Genomic DNA, 15449 nt, shown 5'->3' with positions numbered 1-15449 from the left:
CCTGGCCAGCGAGCAACTGCCGACCAGGCGGGCGAGCAACTGCCGACCGGGCGGGCGAGCAACTGCCGACCGGGCGGGCGAGCAGCTACGGTCGGGTCGCGAGCGCGACGAGTCCCGGCCCGCGGTCCGGGCGCATCCGCTGCAGGGCGAGAAACGGTGAGACGGCCAGCCGGATCGCCTCGCCGGCCAGCGCCCCGCGCGGTTGCAGGATCCGCCCCGAGGTCGAGGTGCGCTCCTCCGCGGTCCCGCCATTCACGCCTTCCCCGCCGGTCGAGAGGCCTTCCCCGCCGGTCGAGACGCGTTCCCCGCCGGTCGAGCCCGGCCCGGCCCGTGGTCGATCGGCGGGTCGATCGGCGCGGCGGCCCGCCCAGCGGTTCCGTACGGAGTCGAGCAGGTAGCCGAGCGGCCAGCCGTAGTGCACCACCCGTACGTCGTTGGCACCGGCGTCGAGCAGCCGCTGCCGCAACTGTCCGGCCGAGTACCGCCGGTAGTGCCCGACCAGGGTGTCCCAGGCGCCGAACCGCTCCGGGTCGGCGGGTACCGACAGCAGGAGGTGGCCACCGGGCCTGACCAGGGTCAGCCACTCCGCCAGCACCGGCAGGTCGTCGGCGATGTGCTCCAGCACCTCGAACGCGCAGACCAGGTCGTAGCCGCCGCCCGGGGGAAGCTGCCGGTGATCCCCGTTCAGCACCGTCCCGCCCAGCGGGGTGATCCGGGCGTGCGCGGTCTGGAAGCTGCGCGGGTCGGGCTCGGCCGCGGTGTAGTTTGCCAGCCGGGCCAGCCGGGTGCCGACGGAGCCGAGGCCGCAGCCGAGTTCCAGGATGGTCCCGGGCCGGCACTCCGCCACGATCCGGCGTACGACGTTCCAGCGCAGGGCCGCCCGGGGCGGCAGCGGCGGGTCGGCCGGCAACGCGGTCATCCGACCCACCAGACCGGGTCGGTCGTCAGGTCGCCGCCGGCCGCCATCGTTGCGCCGGACGGGGCTGCCAGGGGCGCGGGCGTGGCAGCGTCCGGGTGGACGGTGGCGCCGAGCCGGTGCCGGACCGGGGTCACCACGGCCGCCGGCCAGAAGTGTTCGACCGCCCGTCGCCGTGCGGCCCGCCGCAGCCGGGCGAGTCGGTCCGGGTCCGCGGCCAGTTCGCGCAGGGCGGTGGCGAGTGCGAACGGGTCGCCGGCCGGTACGAAGACGGCCGCGTCGCCGAGTGCCCGGCGCTGTGCTGCGGTGTCGGAGGTGACGATGGCGCAGCCGGCGGCGGCGCCCTGGTAGACCTTCGTCGGCACCACCCGGCCGGCCTTTGCCGTCTCGCCGAAGATGCCCAGCGACACGTGGTGTCCGGCCACCAGGGCGGGCAGCTCACCCGCCGGTATCCAGTCGTACCAGGTGACGCGCGGGTTGCCGGCGGCGGCCCGGCGGCAGGCGGGGTGTTCCTGTCCGGTGCCGACCACGGTCGCCTCGATCGAGTCGTCGGCGGCGAGCGCGGCCAGCGCGGCGCCCAGGGTCCGGGTGCCGTGCAGCGGGGTGAACAGCCCGACGAAGACCACCCGCAGTCGCCGCCGGCCGCCGCCGGCCGGTTCGCCGGTCCAGCGGTGCCGGGCGGTACGGGCTCCGGCGGCGAACCACTCCGCGCCGGCTCCGACCGGTACCACGACCCCCCGGTCCCGGTCCGGTGGAGGCAGTGTTTCGAGGTGCTCGGCGGTGTCCACCAGTACGACGTCGGCCCGGCGCAGCGCGGCGGCGTCGATCGCCCGCATCAGCCGTTCCCGGGCGCTGCCGGCGTCGCCGAGCCCTCGGTCCCGGGCCGTGCCGGCGGCCGACACGAGGTGGTCGAGCACGATCGGGGTACCCCGGAACAGCAGCCGGGCCAGGTGTACGTCGAAATGCCCGAGATAACCGACCAGTACGGCGTCGCCCGCGCCCTCTCCCGCACCGGTGGCTCGTCGGTGCCGGAGGGCCCGCACGACCAGCAGGGCCCAGCACCGGGTCAGCCTGCCGACGAGCAGCGGAAGCCGCCACGGCTGCCGGAGCAGGGCTATCCGGGCGGCGGTGTCCAGGTTCAACGGTTCGTTCAGCTCGGTCACGTCGTCGCCGGCTCCCCGCAGCCCTTCGACGAGTACGCCGACCCGGGGATGTCGCCGTACGTCGTAGCTGCCGAACACCACCCAGCGCACGAGCAGCAGCGTAACGTCGCGCACCCCACTCGGCACGCTCCGTCACATCACGGGCGCGTCGCGGAATCCGTCGACCCCGCCTGCCGGGACTGCCCGGGCACCGGGGGTCCGAGGGGTGGCGACTGCCGGGGTACCCGGCGGGCCAGCCGGCGGCCCGACCACCGCAGCGAGATCGCGACGGCCGGCAGGAGCAGGTCCACCAGGGTCAGCAGCAGCCGGGACAGCACCGTGGCGACCAGCGCGGCCGACCCGGCGACGGTCGGGCCGAGCAGCAGGGGCAGCGCCACCTCCCGGGGACCGACCCCGGCCGGGGCCACGGCCAGCAGAAACCCGACCGACCAGGAACCTGCGAAGGCACCGATCGCCCCGAACAGCAGGTCCGGGCCGCCCGCGCCGACGTCGGCCAGGAGCAGCCAGAGGTGCGTACCGTAGCCGAGCCAGGTCGCCAGTGACCAGCCCACGGCCCCGCCGATGCCGCGCAGGGACAGCGGCCGGGGCATCGGCTCGCGGCGGGCCAGCCGGAGCAGCACGGCGAGGATCCGGTTGACCAGTGCCGGCCAGAGCAGCAGCAGCGCGGGTGGGAGCGCCAGCAGGATCCACCAGTAGTCCGCGACGGCCCGCCGGCCCAGCACCGGCAGGGCGAGCGCGGTAAGCAGCAGGCCGGTGCCGAGGGTGACCAGCATCGCCAGTAACGACGCCGCCGCCGAGGCCCGCCCGGGCACCCCGTACGCCCGGCCGAGCCGGGCCTGGACCAGGATCGGCCAGACCTTGCCGGGCAGGTACTTCGCCAACTGCCCGACGAAGAAGATCCGTGCCGCGCAGCGCAGCGAGAGGTCGGCGCCGAAGTCCGCCAGGATGGCCCGCCAGGCCAGGCAGCCGCAGAGCCCGCCCGCGACGGCGGCCAGTCCGGCCAGCAGCACGCCGGGTACGGACAGTTCGCCGAGCACGGCCGGCACCTCGTCCCACCGCCTGGCGACCGACCAGCCGACAACGCCGATCAGGACCCCGGTCACCGCGGCCTGGGCTGTCCTGCGCACCAGACGCCACCTCACGGTTCCGGATGGCAGCACAACACGGACCATACTCGGCGTAGCGCCCTCACCCCGGAGAGCCACGCTGCCCGTCGTCGGGCCACCCGGAAAGCCACCGCGGCACCACGGTGGAAGACGAACGGCGGCCTCGACCGCCCCTGCTCAGGCGACGTCCCAGACCGGTTCCGGCGTCTCGACCACCTCGCCGTCGCCGCGGAACAGCAGGAACCGGTCGAACGAGCGGGTGAACCAGCGGTCGTGGGTGACCGCCAGCACCGTCCCCTCGAACGCCCGCAGGCCCGCCTCCAGGGCTTCGGCCGAGGCGAGGTCCAGGTTGTCGGTCGGCTCGTCGAGCAACAGCAGGGTCGCGCCGGAGAGTTCCAGCAACAGCACAAGGAACCGCGCCTGCTGTCCACCGGAGAGCGTGCCGAACCGCTGGTCCCCCTGGCCGGCCAACTCGTACCTGTTCAGCGCCTTCATCGCGGCGTGCCGGTCCATCCCGGCCCGGTGGTCGTCACCCCGCCAGAGCGCCTCGACCAGGGTCTTGTCGAGCAGATCCGGACGGTCGTGGGTCTGGGAGAAGTGGCCCGGCCTGACCCGGGCACCCAACCGGGCCATCCCGCCGTGCCGAACGGGGGCCAGGGCCAGGCCACCGTCGACCGGGCTGTTGGCCGGGTCCGGATCGGTGCCGCCCCGGGCGAGCAGGCGGAGGAAGTGCGACTTCCCGGTGCCGTTCGCGCCGAGTACGGCGACCCGGTCGCCGTACCAGACCTCCAGGTCGAACGGGAAGGTGAGGTCGTCCAGCTCGACCTGCTCGCAGACGATCGCCCGCTTGCCGGTACGCCCGCCGGTCAGCCGCATCCGGATGTCCTGGTCCTTCGGCGGTACGGGCGGTGGTCCGGCCTCCTCGAACTTGCGCAACCTGGTCTGCGCCGCCTGGTAGCGGGAGGCCATCCCGTCGTTGTACGCCGCCTTCTGCTTGTACATCAGCATCAGCTCGCGCAGCTTCTGATGCTCCTCGTCCCAGCGGCGGCGCTGCTCCTCCAGCCGGTCGTGCCGGGCGAGCCGGGCCTCGTGCCAACTGCCGAAGCCACCCGGGTGCACCCAGGCGCTGCCGCCCTCCACCGCGACCACCCGGTCGGCGGTGCGGGCCAGCAACTCCCGGTCGTGCGAGACGTAGAGCACCGACTTCGCCGACTCCCGCAGCCGCCCCTCCAGCCAGCGTTTGCCCGGCACGTCGAGGAAGTTGTCCGGCTCGTCGAGCAGCAGCACCTCGTCGGCGCCGCGCAGCAGCAACTCCAGGGCGAACCGCTTCTGCTGCCCGCCGGAGAGGGTGCGTACCGGCCGGTCGCGGGTCTTCTCCCAGGGCAGCTCCAGCACGATCGTGGAGACGGTGTCGAAGAGCACCTCGGCGTCGTAGCCCCCGGCCTCGCCCCAGGCGGTCAGCGCCTCCGCGTACGCCAGTTGGGCCTTGCCGGCGGCGCTGCTGAACTTGCCGCGCACCTCGGCGGCGTGCAGCGCCACCTCGGCCGCCGCCAGCCGCTCCCCCGCCGCGCGCACCCCGGGTGGCGAGAGCGAGAGTACGAGGTCGTGCAGCGTCGACTCGTCGCCGATCATGCCGATGAACTGACGCATCACGCCCAGCCCGCCGGCGCGGGCGATGGTTCCGGTCCGGGTGGGCAGGTCCCCGGCGACCATCTTCAGCAGGGTGGTCTTGCCGGCGCCGTTCGGCCCGACCAGGGCGACCTTGGCGCCCTCGCCCACCCGGAAGGAGACGTCGGCGAACAACTGCCGGCCATCCGGCAGGATGTGCCCGACTCCGGCGACGTCTACATAACCCACGTCGGCATCCTGCCCCAACCACCCCGCCCGACGACACCGGGTTTCGGCCCGCTGACACCGGGCTTCGGCCTGCTGGAACGGGTCCCGGCCCGCTGAACCGGCCCGGCCCGCCGGCCGCGCTCAGCGGGTGACCCGGAGCACCCGGTAACCCTTCTGGCTGGCGTGGCGCTCGACCCGCCAGCCGTCCTCGACGAGCCAGCGCTGGAGCGAGTCACCACCGAGATGCCGGGCCACCACCAGCCACGCCACGCCGTCCGGGGCCAACCGGGGCAGCCAGCGCCGCAGCATGCCGTGCAGCTCTGCCTTGCCGATCCGGATCGGCGGGTTGGACCACAGTTGGGTGAAGGTGAGGTCCTCCGGGACCTCGTCCGGCGCGGTGACGCGTACCCGGTCGGCCAGGCCGAGCCGCTGCGCGTTCTCGCTGGTGAGTTCACGCGCCCGGGCGTTGACGTCGACCGCCCAGACGGTGGCCTTACTCGCCCCGGTGGCGAGTACGCAGGTGATCGGCCCGTAACCACAGCCCAGGTCGAGCAGGGCTCCGCTGGTCTCCGCCCCGGGAAGTTCGGCCTTGCGCAGCAGTACTGCCGTGCCTGGATCGAGCCGGTCGGCGGAGAAGACTCCGGCCGAAGAGGTCAGCGAGTAGTCGTACCCCTCGACGGAGAACGCCACCGTACGCCGATCGGCGCTGGTCGCGGGCTCGGTGCTGAAATAGTGGTCGCCGGTCACGCCACGCATTGTCGCCTACCGCGTGGCCGCCCTGCCCGCTGGCCGTATCCCCGGGCCCCGCCCAGGCTCGGGCAAATACCTACTCTCTCATCAAGTGTGACTCATCGGCGGCGGCGCGCCGATCCGCATTTCCGTTACCCTGTGCGACATGGCTTATGGGCGTGGACCTCGACCGGGCGGTGGATCGCCACGCTCCCGACGAGATCCCGCCGACCAGCCTCCGGTCGAGCCGGATCCGGCGGCCGGTCCCCCGCCGGGCCGGGCCGTCCGGCGGCGTTCCGGACCGGACCGGACCGACGGGCTACCGGCGTCCTCCCGCTTCCGTCCGTCCACTCCGGAGAACCCGGGCCCGCGTTCTTCCCACGGCTGGCCGGAGGAGGGGGCGGCACGGCCGGCGGACCGTCCAGGTCGGTCGGCGGCGGCGCCAGACCGCCCCATCGGCCCCTTCGGCGGCCCTCCGGACGCCTTCGGTGGCCCCTCCGACGTGCCGGGCCGGTACCCGGACGCAGCGACCAGCCGGCAGCCCGACACACCGAGCCGACACCCGAACGGACCGACCAGCCGGCACCCGGACAGGCCCGGCGGCCAGTACCCGGCCGGACCTCCCGGCCAGTACCCGGCCGGACCTGCCGGCAGACACTCGGACGGCCCCACCGGCCGGTACCCGGAGGGTGCGCCCCGAGGACGTACGCCGGACGGCATCGCGGGTCCGGTGGAGCCCTCCGGTCGACCCCGTCGGGCTCGGCACGGCGCGCCCGGACCCGACGGCCCCGGCGCGGCTGCCGCTGCCGGCTATCCGCCGGTACGCGAGCCGCTCCCCGACCCGCTCGGCGCGCCCGGCGGCCAGCCTCGCGACCGGCTGTCGTCGGCTCGTCCCGGTCACGATCGTCCGCCCCCGGCTGCGCCGGCCCACGGTGCGGGTGGCGGGCGCCACCTGATCACCCCCGAGGACGGACTCCCGGCCGGCGGTCGATCGTCCCCGAGTGGCGCCCGGCCGGCCACCGGCGGCCCACCCGGCCCTCGGGACCGGATGGCCCCCGGCGGCAGGCCGGTTCCCGGCACCCGGATGCCCTCCGACGAGCTGTCCGGCGCCGGCGGCAGGCCGGGTCCGGTCGGTCGCCCGCCCCGGACGGCTGGCCGCGGTGTCCCAGTCGGACCGGTCCCCTCCGATGCCGACTCGTTCGGGCCGCCCCGCCCCGCGTCGGGCCCGGCCGCGGGCGGGAGTACGGATTCGCCGGAGCGTCCCCACGGTGGTCGACGGCCCGGGGCAGGTTCGGCCCCGTCCCGTCCGCGTCCCCAGCCCGACCCCGTTCCCGGGCCGGACGTTCCGTACCGACCGGGCGCCGGGGAGGACCCGCTCGCCGGGCCACGCCCTGCACCGGTACCACGTCAGCGACGCGCTCCCTCGGCCGACCGGGAGCCGCTCCGGCCCGGCCGTCCCGACCTCGCCGGGCCGCCCGCCGGACGGCGCAGGTCCGCCGACCTGCCGGCCGACGGTCCGGTGGACCGTCGCGGTGACCGGGCGGGTACCGTCGGCTCCCCCCGTTCCGGTCCGCCACCCCCCGGGGGTACACCGACGGGGCTGCCGCGCCCCCGACCAGGAGACCCTGGGCCGGTTGCCGGCACCCGGCCCGACCTGCGGCCAGGTGGCCCGGCGCAGGCCGGTCCACCGCCCCCGCGTCGATCCAGGCACGCCGGCGACCCGCCCGGCTCACCCGCCGGACCCCGCACCGCCCCGCCATCTGACCGGGTCCCGGGCTCGCCGGCAGGCCCGCGCTCGGCGCCACCCGGCGCCGCACGGCGGGACCGGGCGCCGGGCTCACCCGCCGGACCGCGCTCGGCGCCACCCGGCGCCGCACCGCTGGACCGGGCGCCAGGCTCACCCGCCGGACCGCGCCTCGGTCCGGACGGCGCAGCACGATCAGCCGCAGTTCCCCGTCCGGGTCCGCCGTATGACCGGGCCCCGGCGGAACCGGCCGGTGACAGGTCGGGGCCGCCGGCACCGGGTGGGCGTACCGGACCGGTGGCCGAGGGCTCCCCGGTCGCTCCGACGCGTACGCAGGGGCCATCCCGTACGCCGGAGCCGCGGCGGGTGCCCAAGCCGGCAGCGGTCGCACCGCCCGGTTCCGCTCCGGCGCCGGCTCGGGCTCCGGGGAGCACCCCGGGCAGGCCCGCCGCCGGCTCCTCGGTCGCCACCGTGTCGTCGACGTCCGGCGAGACGGACGCACCGCTACGCCGTTCTCAGCGGACCTGGCAGTTGGTCGTCGGTTCGCTCGGCGTGCTGCTCCTGCTCGGCATCTGCGGGCTCAGTTCCTACTTCTTCATGGTCGACGACCCGGTCGGCCGGGACTCCCGGGCGGCCGACGGGACCGGCGCCGGCGCCAGCCCCCGGGACATCAGCTCCCGCACCGCCGACCCGGCTCCGCTGACCGTCAAGGAGGTCTTCCCGGACGGCAAACAGGTGCTGGTCGATCCCGAGCAGTCGGCGTACGAGCTGCTCAAGACCCAGGCGGCAGAGGACTGCGGGCTCGCCGCCGACGGCCAGATCGAGGTGGTGCTGCAGGACGCGGGGTGCAGTCAGTTCGTCCGAGGCACCGTACGCTCCCCCACCGGCCTCTACGTCGCGACCGCCGGGATCGTGAACCTGGCGGACGAGGCGGGGGCGACCTCGGCACGCGAGAAGATCAAGCCGATCGTGGACGGCCGGAAGGGGCGTTTCCTGGGCCTCGCCGCCGGCAGCGGCACCGAGCCCGTCACGGCCGCCTCGGCCCAGGCCGGCTGGCACGTCCGCGGCCACTTCCTGATCTACTGTGTCGTCGCCAAGAGCGACGGCAAGATCATCGGCGAGGACGACCTGTTCGCCCGACAGATCCTCTCCGACATGATCGAGGTGTACCTGCGCGGGAAGGTGCTCGACCAGCGGATCGTCGCCGCCCCGACCGGAGCGCCGAACCCGGTGCAGTCCGACTGAACCTTTTTCAACCTCCCCTTGCGGTCCGTCGGAGCGCAAGGTCGGACGCGATGTGTGAGCGCCGCGCGGTTCAGGTTGAAAAGGTTCACTGACCACCGGCCACCGCCGCGACGGCGCCGGATCCGGCGGCGGCCTTCAGGCCGAGGCGGTGATCCGGAGCCGGCGGGTACGCAGCGCCCGGCTGGCGTATTCGGCGGGGTCCTCGGGGTAGCCGACCGCGACCAGCGTCAACCCGTACGGCGGTGCCACGCTCACCTCGCTGGCCCGCTCCCGCCGCCGGAGCAGGCCACCCGGCCAGTCGACCGGACGGCGCCCGTCCCCGGCCACCAGCATCGCCCCGACCAGACTGCGCACCATCGACTGGCAGAACGCGTCGGCCTGCACCGTGGCCACCAGCACACCGTCCGGATCCCGCCGCCAGTCCAGCCGGGTCAGTTCCCGCACCGTCGTGGCGTTCTCCTTGCGCCGGCAGTACGCCGCGAAGTCGTGCTCGCCGACCAACCCGGCGGCGGCCTGGTTCAGCGCCGCCAGGTCGAGCGGGCGCGGCCAGGCGAGCACCTCGTGCCGGCGCAACGGCTCGGCACCGTACGGGGCGTCGGTGACCCGGTACTCGTAGCGCCGGAAGGTGGCCGAGAACCGGGCGTCGAACTCGGCCGGCACCTCGGCGACGGCCCGGACCCGGACGTCGGGTGGCAGCACCCCGGCGAGCCGGCGCAGCAGCGTCTCCGCCCACTGCCGCCACACCGCGCCCGGCAGGTCGAGATGGCAGACCTGCCCGCTGGCGTGCACACCGGCGTCGGTGCGCCCCGCCACGGTCAGCCCACGCACCCGATCCGGCCCGACGATCCGGGTCAGCGCCTCGACCAGCACCCCGGCGACGGTACGCCGGCCGGGCTGGACGGCCCATCCGGAGAAGTCACCGCCGTCGTAGGCGACGTCCAGGCGTACCCGGGTCTGCTCCTCATCCACCTCGCGCTCCACGGCCAGCTCCAGACATGCCACGGCCCGACACCCCCGCGGGGATGCCGGGCCCGGCGTCGTTCCTCGGTCCTACTTGTTGTCCGCCTCGTCGGTGTCCGCCCGGGCCCCATCGGTGTCGCCGGAGCGCGACTCCGGCGACTCGGCGTCCTGGTCGCCGTCGGATGACGAGGCACGCGGGGTCTCCTCGTCCGGGGCGAGCGCCTCGACCTTGTCCTGCTGCGCCGCCTTGCGGGCGGCGGTCTTCTTCGCCGGCGCCGCCGGAGCCTCGACCAGCTCCTCGACCAGCTCGATGATGGCCATCGGCGCGTTGTCCCCCTTGCGCGGGACGGTCTTCACGATCCGGGTGTAGCCACCGTTGCGGTTGGCGAACCGGGGAGCGATCTGGTCGAACAGGGTGAAGACCACGTCCTTGTCCCGTACGACGGTCAGCACCCGCCGGCGGGATGCCAGGTCTCCCCGCTTGGCCTTGGTGATGAGCTGCTCCGCGAGCGGACGGAGCCGCTTGGCCTTCGTCTGGGTGGTCGTGATGCGGCCGTGCTCGAACAGCGCGGTGGCCAGGTTGGCCAGGATCATCCGCTCGTGCGCGGGGCTACCGCCGAGGCGGGGGCCCTTGCTGGGCGTGGGCATTCTTGGTGCTCCTCAATAGTGGGTGGCCGGATCTCCGGCTAGCCCCGGACTAAAGCTGCTCGGTCTCGCGGTAGTCGTCGGTGTCGTAGTCGGCCTCGCCGAAGGAGTCGACGACGTGCGCCGGGTCGAAGTTGGGCGCCGAGTCCTTCAGCCCCAGCCCCATGCCGGCGAGCTTCATCTTGACCTCGTCGATCGACTTCTGCCCGAAGTTCCGGATGTCGAGCAGATCGGCCTCGGTGCGTCCGATGAGCTCGCCAACCGTGTTGATGCCCTCGCGCTTGAGGCAGTTGTAGGACCGGACGGTGAGGTCCAGTTCCTCGATCGGCAGCGCCAGGTCGGCGGCGAGCTGCGCATCCTGCGGCGACGGGCCGATGTCGATGCCCTCGGCGCTCTCGTCCAGCTCCCGGGCCAGCCCGAAGAGCTCGACCAGCGTGGAGCCGGCGGAGGCGAGCGCGGTACGCGGCCCGATCGAGGCCTTGGTCTCGACGTCGATGATCAGCCGGTCGAAGTCGGTACGCTGCTCGACCCGGGTCGCCTCGACCCGGTACGTCACCTTCAGCACCGGCGAGTAGATCGAGTCGACCGGAATCCGGCCGATCTCGGCACCGGCCTGCTTGTTCTGCGCGGCGGTGACGTAGCCGCGGCCCCGCTCGACGGTCAGTTCCATGTCGAGCCGGCCCTTGCCGTTGAGCGTGGCGAGCTTGAGGTCGGCGTTGTGCACGGAGACACCGGCCGGGGGCTGGATGTCACCGGCCGTGACGTCGCCGGGGCCCTGCTTGCGCAGGTACATGCTGACCGGCTCGTCGTGGTCGGAGCTGACGCAGAGCTCCTTCACGTTCATGACGAGCTCGACCACGTCCTCCTTGACCCCCGGGATGGTGGTGAACTCGTGCAGTACGCCGTCGACCTTGATCGAGGTGACCGCCGCGCCCGGAATGGAGGAGAGCAGGGTCCGCCGGAGCGAGTTGCCCAGGGTGTACCCGAAACCCGGCTCGAGCGGCTCGATGGTGAACCGGGACCGGGTCTCGTTGATCGACTCCTCGGTGAGGGTCGGCCGCTGGGTGATGAGCATGTTGTTTCCTTTTCGTTCGGGGCACCCGCTATTTGATGCCCAAACTCATGTCCGGCGCTCCGCGCCGCTGCCGGCGGGAAGGCCGGGCAGTCGGCGCGGAGACGCCAGGAACCGCTACTTCGAGTAGAGCTCGACGATCAGCTGCTCCTGGACCTGGGTGTCGATGACGCCCCGGGCCGGAAGCGAGTGGACCAGCACCTTCATCTGGCTGGGGATCGCCTCCAGCCAGGCCGGCACCGTCTTCGAGCCGGCCTCGGCCTGCGCCACGATGAACGGCGTCAGCTCCTTGGACTTGGCCCGGACCTCGACGATGTCGTGCTCCTTCACCCGGTACGACGGGATGTCGACCTTGCGGCCGTTCACCGTCAGGTGACCGTGCTTGACGAGCTGCCGCGCGTGGTCGCGCGACTTCGCCAGGCCGGCCCGGTAGACCACGTTGTCGAGGCGCGACTCGAGGATCTGCAGGAGGATCTCGCCGGTCTTGCCACTCTTGGCGACGGCCTCCTCGTAGTACCCCCGGAACTGCTTCTCCAGCACGCCGTAGACCCGGCGGGCCTTCTGCTTCTCACGGAGCTGGATCAGGTACTCCGTCTCCTTGGTACGGCCCCGGCCGTGCTGCCCGGGCGGGAACGGCCGGGACTCGAACGGGCACTTCGGGCCATCGCACTTGCTGCCCTTGAGGAACAGCTTCATCTTCTCCCGACGGCAACGGCGGCAGTCGGCACCGGTGTAACGAGCCATGTTCTTCGTCTACCTCTCAGACCCGACGACGCTTCGGCGGACGGCACCCGTTGTGCGGCTGTGGCGTGACGTCGGCGATCTGGCCGACCTCAAGGCCGACGGCCTGCAGCGAACGGATGGCGGTCTCCCGGCCGGAGCCGGGGCCCTTGACGAACACGTCGACCTTGCGCATGCCGTGCTCCATGGCCCGACGCGCGGCGGCCTCGGCGGCCAGCTGCGCGGCGAACGGAGTCGACTTGCGGGAACCCTTGAAGCCCACCTGGCCGGCGGAGGCCCAGGAGATGACGGCACCGGTCGGGTCCGTGATGGAGACGATGGTGTTGTTGAACGTGCTCTTGATATGCGCCTGCCCGTGGGCGACGTTCTTGCGTTCCTTGCGCCGGACCTTCTTGACGGCGGCCCCGGCGCGAGCCTTCGGTGGCATAAGTCTGTGCGCTCCTAGTTGACTTTCCCGGAACGGATCCCGATTGAGTTCTTACTTCTTGCCGGGCTTCTTCTTGCCGGCGACGGTCCGCTTCGGGCCCTTCCGGGTCCGGGCGTTGGTACGGGTCCGCTGGCCACGGACGGGCAGACCCCGGCGGTGCCGGATGCCCGCGTAGCAGCCGATCTCGACCTTGCGGCGGATGTCAGCGGCGACCTCGCGGCGCAGGTCGCCCTCTACCTTGTAGTTGGCCTCGATGTGGTTCCGGAGCTGGACCAGCTCCTCGTCCGTGAGGTCCTTGGCGCGCTTGTCCGGGGAGATGCCGGTGGCGGCGAGCGTCTCGACCGCGCGGGTCCGACCGACCCCGAAAATGTAGGTGAGCGCGATCTCCAGCCGCTTCTCGCGGGGGAGATCGACGCCGACTAGCCGTGCCATGTGCGGGCGTACTCCTCAGGTTACTTCGCGGAGGTCTGGACCCGCCCCACCCCGCCTGCCCAAAACCTGCGGGCCCCGGCCTCCGACCGGGGGTGGGCCACGACTGCGCTATCGCTGGACGATCTCGCCGCTCGCGGCTGGGACGAGCTTGTGTTGTTGTACGGGATCTGCGGCCCGGACCCACCGTCGACGCCGCCGGCATGTCACCGGCCGGCGGTCGCGATCAGCCCTGGCGCTGCTTGTGGCGCGGGTCGGTGCAGATGACCATGACCCGGCCGTGCCGGCGGATCACCCGGCACTTGTTGCAGATCCGCTTGACGCTCGGCTTGACCTTCACGGTTGCCTTACTTCCCATCTGTGCCCGGCAGCGCGCTGACGCCGTCGAGTCTTGAGGACGGACACGGACACCCGGCCGTCGTCAGGCAGTTCACGAACCCCGGACCGACACCCGGCCCGGCGACGTTCACTTGTAGCGGTAGACGATGCGCCCTCGGGTCAGGTCGTACGGCGAAAGCTCGACGACGACCCGGTCCTCGGGCAGGATGCGGATGTAGTGCTGCCGCATCTTGCCGCTGATGTGAGCCAGCACCTTGTGGCCGTTGGCGAGTTCCACCCGGAACATGGCGTTCGGGAGTGGCTCGATCACTCGACCCTCGATCTCGATGGCTCCGTCTTTTTTCGGCATGTCCTCCGCTGTCCTGACGTCGGTTACTCCGGACGGCTCACAACGCCTTTCCCGGACGGAGAATCGTCCGAGCCAGCCGCGGCTCCGGCCCCACCGAAGCGCGGGTGGGCATGCCGGAGTGGACGCTGTGCGCCGATCAGCCAGTGTACGCGCGCCCGCACGCCAGCGCCAACCCGGGGACTCCCGGGCCGTCGGATCGGACGAAGGCGACTATATCAGGCGAGTTCCTCCTGGCCGCCCTGCTCGTCCAGGCGGCGTTTCCGCTCCGCTGTCCGGGCTCGCTTCTCGATCTTCGCCTGTCGCTTCGCCGCCTGCTCGGCGGCCCAGCGCTGCGGCTCCCCCTTCGCCAGCCCGGTGACGGTACGGAGCAGCAGCATCGCGCCCAGCGGCCCCGCCACCCAACCCGGCCAGAAGTAGAGCAGGTCGGCCGAGAGCGCCGAGGTGACCGCCCAGATGGTGACCACGACGCCGACCAGGCCGAGGTAGCCCTCCCAGGTCTCGACCAGCCAGGCCCGGGTGGCGCCCGGATAGCGAACGGCGGGTTCGGCACGGAACACCGGCGGCTCCGGGGCACCGGCCGGCACCAGTCCGGCCTGGTCGACCGGCACCGTACCCGGCAGGTCGGTGAGCAGCCCGTCGAGGTCCCCGTACGTCTTGGCCGCGTACGCCCGCTGGAGCCGATCATCGTATTCGCCCAGATCGAGCCGTCCCTCGTTCAGTGCCTGCCGGAGCTGATCGGCCACGGCCGCGCGATCGGAGTCCGCCGCACGCATCTGGTCCCGCCGGTCCATGCTACGAGGATGCCACTACGGAGCCAGCCCGCCCAACGAGGCCGGCGGGCCGAGCCGGCCGGGGCCATCGGGGTTACGGTCCGATCACCGGGTCGCAGCGGACCGTCAACCGAAGGAGGACCGGGCGGGTTCTCGGCCGGTCACCAGGTCGCCGAGCCGGGCCCGACCGCCGTCCGGCGCGGTCAGCACCCAGACGCCGTCGTCCAGCAGCGCCATAGTGTGCTCGACGTGGGCCGCGATCGACCCGTCGCGGGTGATCACCGTCCAGCCATCGTCCAGCTCGACCGTCCGGGGGGAGCCCAGGGTGACCATCGGCTCGATCGCCAGCGCCATCCCCGGCACCAACCGGGGGCCGCGACCTGGCCGGCCATGGTTGAGCACGTGCGGGTCCTGGTGCATCTCGGTGCCAATGCCGTGCCCGCCGTACCCCTCGACGATGCCGTACCGGCCACCGGCCCGGACCGCGCGCTCCACCGCGTACGAGATGTCGGTCAGCCGGCCGCGACCGCTGAGCATGCCGCGCGCCGCGGCCCGGATTCCCGCCCACATCGCGTCCTCGGCGACCTCGGCCATGCGGTGCAGCTCCGGACGGACCTCGCCGACCCCGACGGTGATCGCGGCGTCGCCGTGCCAGCCGTCGAGGATGGCGCCGCAGTCGATCGAGATCAGGTCACCGTCCCGGAGCACCTGGGTCGAGGCCGGGATGGCGTGCACGATCTGCTCGTTGACCGAGGAACAGATCGACGCCGGATAGCCGTGGTAGCCCTTGAACGAGGGGACGCCGCCAGCCTCCCGAATCACCGACTCGGCGATCGCGTCGAGGTCGGCGGTGGAGACACCGGGGGCGACCGCCACCCGCATCCGCTCCAGGGCCGCCGCGACGACGAGCCCGGCCCTGCGCATCAGCTCGATCTGCTCCGGAGTCTTCAGCTGGATGTCCAGCTGGGGACGGCGCAT

The 15449-nt window shown here is 73.0% G+C and carries 17 protein-coding genes; 2 read left to right on the top strand and 15 right to left on the bottom strand.

Translation table 11 applies throughout. From position 1 onward, the window contains the following. Positions 1-85: 85 nt before the first annotated feature. From ABNF97_RS15540 to ABNF97_RS15520, 5 genes are all read right to left on the bottom strand, one after another. Positions 86-919 carry a class I SAM-dependent methyltransferase gene (locus ABNF97_RS15540; protein ID WP_349338951.1) on the bottom strand — a complete coding sequence of 278 codons (834 nt, stop codon included), beginning with the start codon at positions 917-919 and terminating at the stop codon, positions 86-88. Beyond that, entirely contained in the window at positions 916-2193 is a 1278-nt protein-coding gene (locus ABNF97_RS15535; RefSeq protein WP_207230459.1) for a glycosyltransferase, read from the bottom strand. The genes ABNF97_RS15540 and ABNF97_RS15535 overlap by 4 nt, the downstream gene beginning before the upstream one ends. A gap of 23 nt (positions 2194-2216) precedes the next feature. Next, positions 2217-3206, bottom strand: coding sequence for a lysylphosphatidylglycerol synthase domain-containing protein (locus ABNF97_RS15530; protein ID WP_165436665.1), 990 nt, complete (start codon positions 3204-3206; stop codon positions 2217-2219). A 156-nt stretch (positions 3207-3362) separates the two neighbouring features. After that, positions 3363-5042 (bottom strand): ABC-F family ATP-binding cassette domain-containing protein, encoded by a 1680-nt coding sequence (locus ABNF97_RS15525; RefSeq protein WP_349338950.1) that lies wholly within the window; start codon positions 5040-5042, stop codon positions 3363-3365. Positions 5043-5162: 120 nt separating this feature from the next. Then, a complete protein-coding gene (locus ABNF97_RS15520; RefSeq protein WP_130461977.1) occupies positions 5163-5768 on the bottom strand; it encodes a methyltransferase in 606 nt (201 codons plus the stop codon). Between the two features lie 671 nt (positions 5769-6439). Between ABNF97_RS15520 and ABNF97_RS15515 the strand changes: the two genes are divergently transcribed. Together ABNF97_RS15515 and ABNF97_RS15510 are read left to right on the top strand one after the other, a co-directional pair. Further along, entirely contained in the window at positions 6440-6706 is a 267-nt protein-coding gene (locus tag ABNF97_RS15515; protein WP_349338949.1) for a hypothetical protein, read from the top strand. Positions 6707-7860: 1154 nt separating this feature from the next. Beyond that, positions 7861-8739, top strand: a complete 879-nt coding sequence (locus tag ABNF97_RS15510) for a hypothetical protein (RefSeq protein ID WP_130461975.1) — start codon at positions 7861-7863, stop codon at positions 8737-8739. Positions 8740-8874: 135 nt separating this feature from the next. Here the strand turns inward: ABNF97_RS15510 and truA are convergent, their stop codons facing one another. The 10 genes from truA to map all read right to left on the bottom strand — a co-directional run bounded on the left by truA (position 8875) and on the right by map (position 15449). Then, a complete protein-coding gene (gene truA / locus ABNF97_RS15505; RefSeq protein WP_130465821.1) occupies positions 8875-9708 on the bottom strand; it encodes a tRNA pseudouridine(38-40) synthase TruA in 834 nt (277 codons plus the stop codon). A gap of 81 nt (positions 9709-9789) precedes the next feature. Next, positions 9790-10347 carry a 50S ribosomal protein L17 gene (gene rplQ, locus ABNF97_RS15500; protein ID WP_130461974.1) on the bottom strand — a complete coding sequence of 186 codons (558 nt, stop codon included), beginning with the start codon at positions 10345-10347 and terminating at the stop codon, positions 9790-9792. Between the two features lie 49 nt (positions 10348-10396). Then, complete coding sequence (locus ABNF97_RS15495; protein WP_130461973.1) at positions 10397-11419, bottom strand: DNA-directed RNA polymerase subunit alpha; 1023 nt, start codon at positions 11417-11419, stop codon at positions 10397-10399. Positions 11420-11533: 114 nt separating this feature from the next. Continuing rightward, positions 11534-12160, bottom strand: coding sequence for a 30S ribosomal protein S4 (rpsD, locus tag ABNF97_RS15490; protein WP_130461972.1), 627 nt, complete (start codon positions 12158-12160; stop codon positions 11534-11536). A gap of 16 nt (positions 12161-12176) precedes the next feature. Further along, entirely contained in the window at positions 12177-12584 is a 408-nt protein-coding gene (rpsK, locus tag ABNF97_RS15485; RefSeq protein ID WP_030329919.1) for a 30S ribosomal protein S11, read from the bottom strand. Positions 12585-12635: 51 nt separating this feature from the next. Beyond that, positions 12636-13016 carry a 30S ribosomal protein S13 gene (gene rpsM, locus ABNF97_RS15480; protein ID WP_130461971.1) on the bottom strand — a complete coding sequence of 127 codons (381 nt, stop codon included), beginning with the start codon at positions 13014-13016 and terminating at the stop codon, positions 12636-12638. A gap of 223 nt (positions 13017-13239) precedes the next feature. Continuing rightward, on the bottom strand, positions 13240-13353 hold the full coding sequence (rpmJ, locus tag ABNF97_RS15475) for a 50S ribosomal protein L36 (protein ID WP_012184307.1): 114 nt from the start codon (positions 13351-13353) through the stop codon (positions 13240-13242). 126 nt (positions 13354-13479) lie between these two features. Further along, positions 13480-13701 carry a translation initiation factor IF-1 gene (gene infA / locus ABNF97_RS15470; RefSeq protein ID WP_007073013.1) on the bottom strand — a complete coding sequence of 74 codons (222 nt, stop codon included), beginning with the start codon at positions 13699-13701 and terminating at the stop codon, positions 13480-13482. A gap of 215 nt (positions 13702-13916) precedes the next feature. Further along, a complete protein-coding gene (locus ABNF97_RS15465) occupies positions 13917-14492 on the bottom strand; it encodes a DUF1707 SHOCT-like domain-containing protein (protein WP_486484572.1) in 576 nt (191 codons plus the stop codon). A 105-nt stretch (positions 14493-14597) separates the two neighbouring features. Beyond that, entirely contained in the window at positions 14598-15449 is an 852-nt protein-coding gene (gene map / locus ABNF97_RS15460; RefSeq protein WP_349338948.1) for a type I methionyl aminopeptidase, read from the bottom strand.

It is taken from the genome of Plantactinospora sp. B6F1 (assembly GCF_040120695.1).
Classification (GTDB): Bacteria; Actinomycetota; Actinomycetes; order Mycobacteriales; family Micromonosporaceae; genus Plantactinospora.
This window is presented reverse-complemented; position numbering and strand designations above follow the sequence as displayed.